Raw genomic sequence first — 6,835 nt, 5'->3', positions numbered from 1 at the left:
CGTACCAAGCCCTCTGGACCGCCGTCGGTGCAGTCTGCGATCTATTCCATAGCCAGGAATGCAGAAACTACTTCAAAGCCGCAGGATATGGTCCCGATTGAAGGTGACTTGCTCTAGGGGGTATCGCTGAAGGTATAATGGCGCCAGTTGGACCTCAGCCAATATCCAGCGCTGTTGCTCACATCGGCTCCCTCAGGCGACCTGCGACTATATTGCTGGCAGTAATTGTGTCGACCTTGGCAGTGGTGTTGCAGAGCATCGCACACTCACTTTGGCGAGACGCCAATCAATGGCGGCGCACCATGATATCGTGATGTCACCGGGGGTATATGACGACTTCAACATGCGGCTCAGTGTTCCCAGCAAAGTCCCAAACATCGCTCGCTATAATCAAAATATGCAGATCAGCACGACTGCTACTTTGATATGAAAGCGATACGCCATGACCAAAAGTAGACCCTACGCCGGAACCCGTTTAGCGAAATTTATCGAAACCCGCGTTCTCGAGTTGCGCCCGCGCAAATCACAGATCGAGATAGCCACCGAGGCCGGCTTCATTAACCCGAACATGCTGGCGATGATCAAGAACGGATCGACCAAGTTGCCGCTCGACCGCGTGCCCAGTGTCGCCAAGGCTCTTGAATGTGACCCGAAGCTATTATTCAAACTCGCCCTTGAACAGCCGGGTGGTGTCACCACTGCCGCGGCAATCGAGATGATCTTTGGCACCATCGTGACCCGCAACGAGGTCGCATGGCTTGAAGAAATCAGGGAGGCATCAGGACATTCAGACCCCAACCTGACAACACGCAGTCGTTCAGCCCTACGTGCCGTGTTCGGCAAATGAGCGGCGCAGATGCAGAGGATGTCGTTACGGCTGGTTTCAGGCTACCGTCCGAGCTGCCCATCAGCCAGAATGAAAGGGCGTGGATCGACTTCCTCCGGCTGGTGTCGTGCGATTGTGACCCCGCGCCCACACTGCGCCATGTGCAGACCATGCGGCGGGCTTTTGAAGATGCGCGTGTATGGTTTAGCGCGTCTAGCTGATCAGAAAATCTAAATCTATATTTGGCCCGTCTCTTTCGCCATAAACATGCATTTTGGAGGGAAGGCATGCGCGACAGACTGGGGGCATCTTTTCTCCGCCGCCCTGTCGTCACAGGTCTTCGATAGGGGCGCGGCCTCATAGGGTGTCGAGAGTTCACCCGCGTTTCAGTCGATCCATCGCCCAGCCGACGGTAAAGCCGTGCAGTATTGTTGAGAGCAGGATAACCAAACCGACCAGCGACCAGAGCTGAGTTTCATTGGAGAATTCCATATGGCTGCCAGCATAACAGAGATAATAGACAGACCCTATTCCCCGCACACCGTAGATTGAAACCACAGCACGATCACGGGGCTTTAGGTCAGTCCGCATCAGTGCGATCATGCCTGACAAAGGACGAATAACTATAATCAGCGTCAGCGCGATCAGGACATGCGCCCAAGAGAGATCAGCAAAAAGCACGGGCAAGACGCTTCCTAGCGCAATAAGCAGAACTGCTGTCAGGGTGTGCTCAATCGACTCTGTAAAATCGTGCAGTCGGCGGTGAAAATGATGATCTTGCTCGACACGGCGCAGAGTCAAACCCAGCACTGCGACTGCGACAAATCCAAAACCCTCTGCCAACTCCGTAGATCCATAGCAAAGCACCACGCCAGCGAGAGCCACGACACCAGAGGCGGTTTCAGCAAGAATTGAACCTTTCGGCACTGCGAACAGGATGTAGCCCATGGCTCTTCCTCCGGCCCAGCCCATCAGCACGCCAACTACAATGCGATAGAGGACATCCCGCGCCAACCATTCCCATCCCCAGACCTCTGGGCTCATGCCCTCGGCGGCAACGATAAGACCCAAATAGACGAAGGGAAATGCCAGACCATCATTCAGTCCGGCTTCCGTCGTCAGAGTGAAGCGGACGGGATGTTCACCCCCCTCTTGAGGTGGCCCAACCTGAACATCTCCCGCTAGAACAGGATCGGTGGGCGCCAGAACGGCACCCAACAAAACCGCGCCCGCAACGGTGATCCCGCCCACCGCAACACCGAGCAGCGCAACCGCAATTATCGTTAACGGCATGGCAATGACCAACATGCGCAACGTTGGTATCCAGCGTTTCAAGGGCCTCAGGTTGTCGATGCGCATGCCCGACCCAAACAAAGCAAAGATGACAGTCAGTTCGCTGACCAACTCCCACGGCAGGGGGGTCTGTCGGGGATCGGGCAGGCTGGGCAAATTCGGAACAAACATCCCGGCAAGGGCGCCAAGCAAAATCATCAGGGGAGCGGCAGCAGGCTCTCGTCTGGAAATCAACCGTGGAAGCCACCGTGCAAGCACAACAATTACCCCAACGACAACCAGTGCGACGTGATAGGCACTCAATGAGAAAAACGGTTCTTCTTGCACGTTTGGCCACTCCAACTGGAAGACGTCAACAAGACGTGTTTTCTGACTTATTGCAAACGCTGCAGGATCATATTGGGCTGTTGATTTCCACCCGGAATTGACACGGGTCACTTCTGGGGGCAACTCAACACCATGGAGTCACCGGGAGAGGAGTAAAAATGCGTCTTCAGCTCAGTCCTTCCCAACAAATCCTCAACATGTTGCTGACAGTCCGCTTCAACCAAAGATTGCAAAAAAGTTCCCCAGTTGACCCCGTCAAGGCGAACTTTCGCCGAAGATCCCGTGCAAGGGGCAGACGGGTCACGAAACTGCGTCTGCCATTTTAACTACGTGGAACCAGACCACGTCTGGCCGCTTGGAAAGAAACTATCGGATTTTCTCCGGTAGCCTTAACAATTAAAGGACCACATCATGAAACTCATTCTCGCCGCAGCGCTCAGCTTGCTCGCTGCTCCAACTTTTGCAGCTGACGCAGAAACCATGACTTGCAAAGATCTCATGGCAATGGATTCCGCTGGCATGACAACTGCCGCAACCTCCATGAAAAATGCCATGAAAGGCAATGCAAAGATGGACGCCACGTCCGACGCGGATGTCAGCAAAATGGCTGAAGATGCCTGCACCGCCAATCCAGACGGCACCGTTATGGACGCAATGCACGCATCGATGATGACCACCATGACCTGTAAGGATATGATGGCCATGGACGAAGCGGGCATGACAAAAGCCGGCAAGTCGATGAAGATGGCCATGAAGGATGATGCCGCCATGTCGGCAATGGCAGACGCGGATGTCGCAAAGAAGGCGGGCGACGCCTGCGCTGCGAAGCCAGATGGCACTGTAATGGACGCAATGAAAATGTAATGCAAAAGGGGCGCTCTGATCGGAGCGCCCCTTTTGCTGGTGATCAGCGTAGCGCCACGCTCATAGCGTTGGGAGATCATCTCGAAAAGCAGTTTCGCCCCGGTTTTGCTGAGTGGGACGAAGCCGAGTCCGTCGATGATCAGCAGCTTGTAGCCTGCGATCCGCTTTTGCAGGCGCAACCGATCGCCATAGCGATTGACCCCGCATTGCTAAACACCACTGTTTTACAATTCAGCAGGAGTTCTCAAAACCGAATCGCCAACCTAATGTCCTTCGGCACGCCCCCGCTTCAGCGTCATTGCCAGTCGCAAAGGAATGGACTGATGCAGATAGGGAGCCATGTGAAGCGCGGCTCCCTCCACACACCATTCAGTTCGGACAACTCGGACAAAAGCGCATGCTCGCCCCCAAATATGTCCGATACGCGATTCTGCCGATTGCGGGCTTCAATCCAAAGTAAATAGCCAGTCCGATCGCCCGACCCGTCCGACGCCCCACTGAGGAATGGCGCAACGTTCTCAGGGGAACTGGTGCCGCCCGATAGGGATGTTACGCGAAGTCCTAGGTTTTATCGTCGAGCACAAAGGGGATGCGTTCTGGTGCCACCAGCATTCGGGGATGAGTTCCACCGCTATCAAAAACTATTCGCTGAACATAAGCCTTCGCCGGAGGCCAGAGGTGGTTCAGTTTGTGCAGGTTCTCGCCGATCTTGAGGGGTGGCTACGCTCCGAACGGGCCCAGATGTCCAAGCACAACCCCGTCGCCAAGCCATCAACTACCTATTCGAGAAGGGCCACTGGCCTGCCTTCGCCCGGTTTCTGACCGACGGCACGTCTGCCTAACGAACAACGCCGTCGAACGACCCCTGCACGGCACAGCCCTCGGCCGCAAAGCCTGACTCTTCGCCGGGTCAGACCGTGGCGACAACCATACCGCATTCATGTATTCCCTAATCGTCACTGCAAAGATGAACAACATCGACCCGCAAGCCCGGCTCGCCGATGTCCTCGCCAGAATGGGGTAGATTCCGGATGAGTGCAGAATGACGCCCTAAGCCAGCCATTCATCGTTTTTTCCACTTATATTTGTCAACGGCAAAGTAAAAGTAGGCCTGGTTCAGACGGGGCGTGTAGGTGAGTATTAACCCCATAAGAAAATGCGACCGCTCAGCCCAGGTAAGCTGGCGACTGCTTTGAAGAAGCGGAACCGGTAAAACAGAGCTTCCTGAACCTCTTGCCGACCCATCACCGCTCGATCCTCCAGCCCGCCTGAGCCAATTGAATCAGTCAGTTAGGTCCAAATCAAGCGAAGAGTTTTTCACCACCATCGACCGTTTTTGAAACAAATGGCTTAAAGCATGCCAATCTTGTAAAAGCTTGAATAGCCCCAAGCTACATTCGAGCATCAAGTAACCCGAAGCAGCCACTGGCCCGTTGTCGATGACGAATTCGCTGCGTGCTGCCAACTTTAAAAGCCCCTTCGGGCTGATTCAGAGATAAGGTATAAAAACAATAACCCCAACTATTGCCGCTCCGATCGCCACTATTAATACGCTGCCCGCCGCAAGGTCTTTGGCATCCCGGGCCAAGGGGTGCCATTGCGGACTGACAAGGTCCACCAAACGCTCCACTGCGGTATTGGTTGCCTCGGCGGCTAAAACGAGCGCTATACAGATCACCAGCAGAGTCCAATCCGTCGCTGAGATGCCCAGCCATAACCCCAGAAGAATGACGACAACTGTCGCTGTGGCGTGAATACCGCCATGCGGCGTGCTTAGAAGCACACCAACGCCCCGGCCAGCATGACCGAAAGCGCGAATACGTTTGCCCAACCAGCGCATCACAACATTAAAAGTGCTTTACGTAGTTGATCCCCATGCCATCACCCGTCGGATACATGCTCAAATCATTATTGGGTGTCGTGAACGTATGTGCGAGTGCAACGCCGATCAGCGCGCCTGCGGCTACATCTCCCATGAAGTGCTTCTTAGCTTGGACTCTGCCCAAACCCGCTAGCGCGGCGGCACCATAGAGGAACGGGACGAGCGCTTTGTTCTCCGCCCCATAACGGATATCAAAATAGCTGGCCGCCGCAAAGGCTAGTGCTGTGTGAGCCGAAGGGAAACTGTCATTGGACGAACCGTCCGGGCGTCGTTTATGGATAACCGCCTTTAGCCCCTCGGACACGGCCAGAGTCGCGGCCATGGCCTCGAAGAACTCCATCTGGCCGGTCTTGTCGCCAAGCGCTACGGTCTTCCACTCTGCCCCGCCCGCAAGCCCGAAAACCAGCGCAGTGGAAAGCTTGTCCCAACTATCCTTGCTGTCCGCGGCTGCCGGTTGCAATATTGTCAGCACGCTGACGGTTAATGCCACAAGGCCCGCGATCAACACTTTGACGATTCGCATGGTCCGCCCCCAAATTGTACTGGATCGAATTGAGAGAATTCCGCTTTGAAAGTCTAGCGGTTTTGAATGGCTTGGCTCTTCCTTTGGCGGACAAATCGCCGCCAATTTTGTCCGCTTTCGAAGCAAGCAACTCTCCGCCACTCAAGCTTGACTTGTTACGATCGTAACTTTATGATGTAACTATGGGTCAAATATCTTGGATACTGATGACCTACAAGGTCCCGCCCGAACCCGCTGCCAAGCGCATAGCTTTATGGCGACGACTCAAAGGCATGGGCGCTGTTTATCTCCAGAACGGTGTGTGCTTGCTGCCGCAGACAGACGAACACATGCTTCAATTGAAGATATTGGAGAACGACGCCACTGAAATGGGCGGCGAAACAATTCTTTTGTCGACAACATCTTTAGACAAGAAGCAGGAAGCTAAGGTGATCGCGCGGTTCGAGGCGGATCGGGACAATCAGTACCGTGAGTTTCTTGGAAAATGTGAGGCATTCGAGGCGAAAATTGCCAAGGAAGTAGCGAAGCAAAAATACACCTATGCCGAACTGGAAGAAAAGGACAATGACTTAAAGAAACTCCAAAGCTGGTTGGAAAAAATACGTAATCTCGATTTTTATCAGGCATCGCTTTCTGCTTTGGCCACCGAGCGCATGAAGCATTGCGAGACCGTTTTGGCCGACTACGCCCAACGGGTTTTTGACGCCAACCAAGGCCTATGAAGGCTGACAACATATGATCCACAGCATAGACATCAGTTTGACCCAATGGATAAATCGCCTGGCTGGAGAAAATCAGTTTATCGACGCTGTGCTGATCGGGGTTTCTGCTTATGGCATACCTGTGCTCGTGCTTGCAGTGGCGTGCCAATGGTGGATGAAGAGCGACAAACAAGGCACACGTCATACACTGGTGGGGGCTGGCTTGTCATTTCTCTTGGGTTTGGCGTTCAATCAGATCATTTTGCTGTTTGTTGATCGGGTCAGGCCATACGCGGTCGGCGTGGCTCTGTTGCACAAATCAGCCTGAGGTCGAGTTTTCCCTTCCGCTGGACAGAGTCATCCCACACGTTGAGTTTGCGGCGTTCCAAGTGCCGTAAATCGGTTCAGGATCGCCGCCC

7 protein-coding genes and 2 pseudogenes are annotated in these 6,835 nt (G+C 54.2%); 5 read left to right on the top strand and 4 right to left on the bottom strand.

Annotation, left to right across the window (positions count from 1 at the left end; genetic code table 11):
- The first annotated feature begins 442 nt into the window (after positions 1-442).
- Positions 443-847: an XRE family transcriptional regulator gene (locus ACP7AP_RS23745; protein WP_426038341.1), complete on the top strand. Its 405-nt coding sequence runs from the start codon at positions 443-445 to the stop codon at positions 845-847.
- Between the two features lie 354 nt (positions 848-1,201).
- Here the strand turns inward: ACP7AP_RS23745 and ACP7AP_RS23740 are convergent, their stop codons facing one another.
- Positions 1,202-2,557, bottom strand: coding sequence for a cation:proton antiporter (locus tag ACP7AP_RS23740; protein WP_426038339.1), 1,356 nt, complete (start codon positions 2,555-2,557; stop codon positions 1,202-1,204).
- Between the two features lie 300 nt (positions 2,558-2,857).
- Between ACP7AP_RS23740 and ACP7AP_RS23735 the strand changes: the two genes are divergently transcribed.
- Positions 2,858-3,310, top strand: coding sequence for an HdeA/HdeB family chaperone (locus ACP7AP_RS23735; protein ID WP_426038337.1), 453 nt, complete (start codon positions 2,858-2,860; stop codon positions 3,308-3,310).
- A gap of 35 nt (positions 3,311-3,345) precedes the next feature.
- On the opposite strand, the pseudogene ACP7AP_RS23730 reads toward ACP7AP_RS23735, so the two are convergent.
- Positions 3,346-3,489 (bottom strand): annotated as a pseudogene (locus tag ACP7AP_RS23730) (ATP-binding protein); the annotation flags it as partial.
- A gap of 529 nt (positions 3,490-4,018) precedes the next feature.
- On the opposite strand from ACP7AP_RS23730, the pseudogene ACP7AP_RS23725 reads away from it, so the two are divergent.
- Positions 4,019-4,328 (top strand): annotated as a pseudogene (locus ACP7AP_RS23725) (IS66 family transposase); the annotation flags it as partial.
- Between the two features lie 471 nt (positions 4,329-4,799).
- On the opposite strand, the gene ACP7AP_RS23720 reads toward ACP7AP_RS23725, so the two are convergent.
- Both ACP7AP_RS23720 and ACP7AP_RS23715 read right to left on the bottom strand, forming a co-directional pair.
- On the bottom strand, positions 4,800-5,150 hold the full coding sequence (locus ACP7AP_RS23720) for a diacylglycerol kinase family protein (RefSeq protein ID WP_426038335.1): 351 nt from the start codon (positions 5,148-5,150) through the stop codon (positions 4,800-4,802).
- A 7-nt stretch (positions 5,151-5,157) separates the two neighbouring features.
- Positions 5,158-5,715 (bottom strand): phosphatase PAP2 family protein, encoded by a 558-nt coding sequence (locus tag ACP7AP_RS23715; protein ID WP_426038333.1) that lies wholly within the window; start codon positions 5,713-5,715, stop codon positions 5,158-5,160.
- 206 nt (positions 5,716-5,921) lie between these two features.
- Between ACP7AP_RS23715 and ACP7AP_RS23710 the strand changes: the two genes are divergently transcribed.
- A complete protein-coding gene (locus tag ACP7AP_RS23710) occupies positions 5,922-6,437 on the top strand; it encodes a Chromate resistance protein ChrB (RefSeq protein WP_426038331.1) in 516 nt (171 codons plus the stop codon).
- A gap of 13 nt (positions 6,438-6,450) precedes the next feature.
- Positions 6,451-6,744, top strand: a complete 294-nt coding sequence (locus ACP7AP_RS23705; protein ID WP_426038329.1) for a hypothetical protein — start codon at positions 6,451-6,453, stop codon at positions 6,742-6,744.
- Positions 6,745-6,835 lie beyond the last annotated feature (91 nt).

Origin of the sequence: Cypionkella sp. TWP1-2-1b2 (assembly GCF_049896245.1) — a bacterium.
Lineage (GTDB): Bacteria > Pseudomonadota > Alphaproteobacteria > Rhodobacterales > Rhodobacteraceae > Cypionkella.
Note: the sequence above shows the minus strand (reverse complement) of the source record. Positions and strands in the feature narration are given on the sequence as shown.